The 626-nt window shown below is 32.6% G+C and carries 1 protein-coding gene; it reads left to right on the top strand.

Going from position 1 to position 626, the window contains the following annotated elements:
• Positions 1-626, top strand: a 626-nt coding sequence (locus tag MBCUR_RS03440) for a DUF11 domain-containing protein (protein ID WP_157077642.1), incomplete at both ends; no start/stop codon positions are given.

Raw genomic sequence — 626 nt, 5'->3', positions numbered from 1 at the left:
GTCCTGATAATGCGACTGGTTTGGTTATTACTGATAGGTTAGATAGTAGATTAATATACATTAATAGTACCACTCCTCGTGGAACTAGTTATATTGTAAGTACTGGTGTTTGGAATATTAACACTTTGGCTAATGGTGAGAGTATTGTTTTGGATATTCTTGTTCGTTTGAATGGTACTGGTAGTATTGTGAATGTTGCGAATGTTACTGGTGTTAATGAGAATAATACTGGTAATAATAGTAGTACTCCTGATAATACTACTAATCTTACTGTTGTTCCTACTGTGAATCTTAGTGTTGTTAAAACATCTAATGTTAGTGGTTCTGTTTTGAATGGTGCGTTTGTTTTGTATACTATTAATGTGACTAATTTTGGTCCTGATAATGCGACTGGTTTGGTTATTACTGATAGGTTAGATAGTAGATTGATTTATATTAACAGTACAACTCCAAGGTTTACTTATTATGTTGCAAGTACTGGTGTTTGGAGTATTGGTAATTTGGCTAATGGTGAGAGTATTGTTTTGGATATTCTTGTTCGTTTGAATGGTACTGGTAGTATTGTGAATGTTGCAAATGTTACTAATGTTAATGAGAATAATACTGGTAATAATAGTAGTACTCCT

It is taken from the genome of Methanobrevibacter curvatus (assembly GCF_001639295.1).
In the GTDB taxonomy this organism is placed as follows: Archaea; Methanobacteriota; Methanobacteria; order Methanobacteriales; family Methanobacteriaceae; genus Methanoflexus; species Methanoflexus curvatus.
Note: the sequence above shows the minus strand (reverse complement) of the source record. Positions and strands in the feature narration are given on the sequence as shown.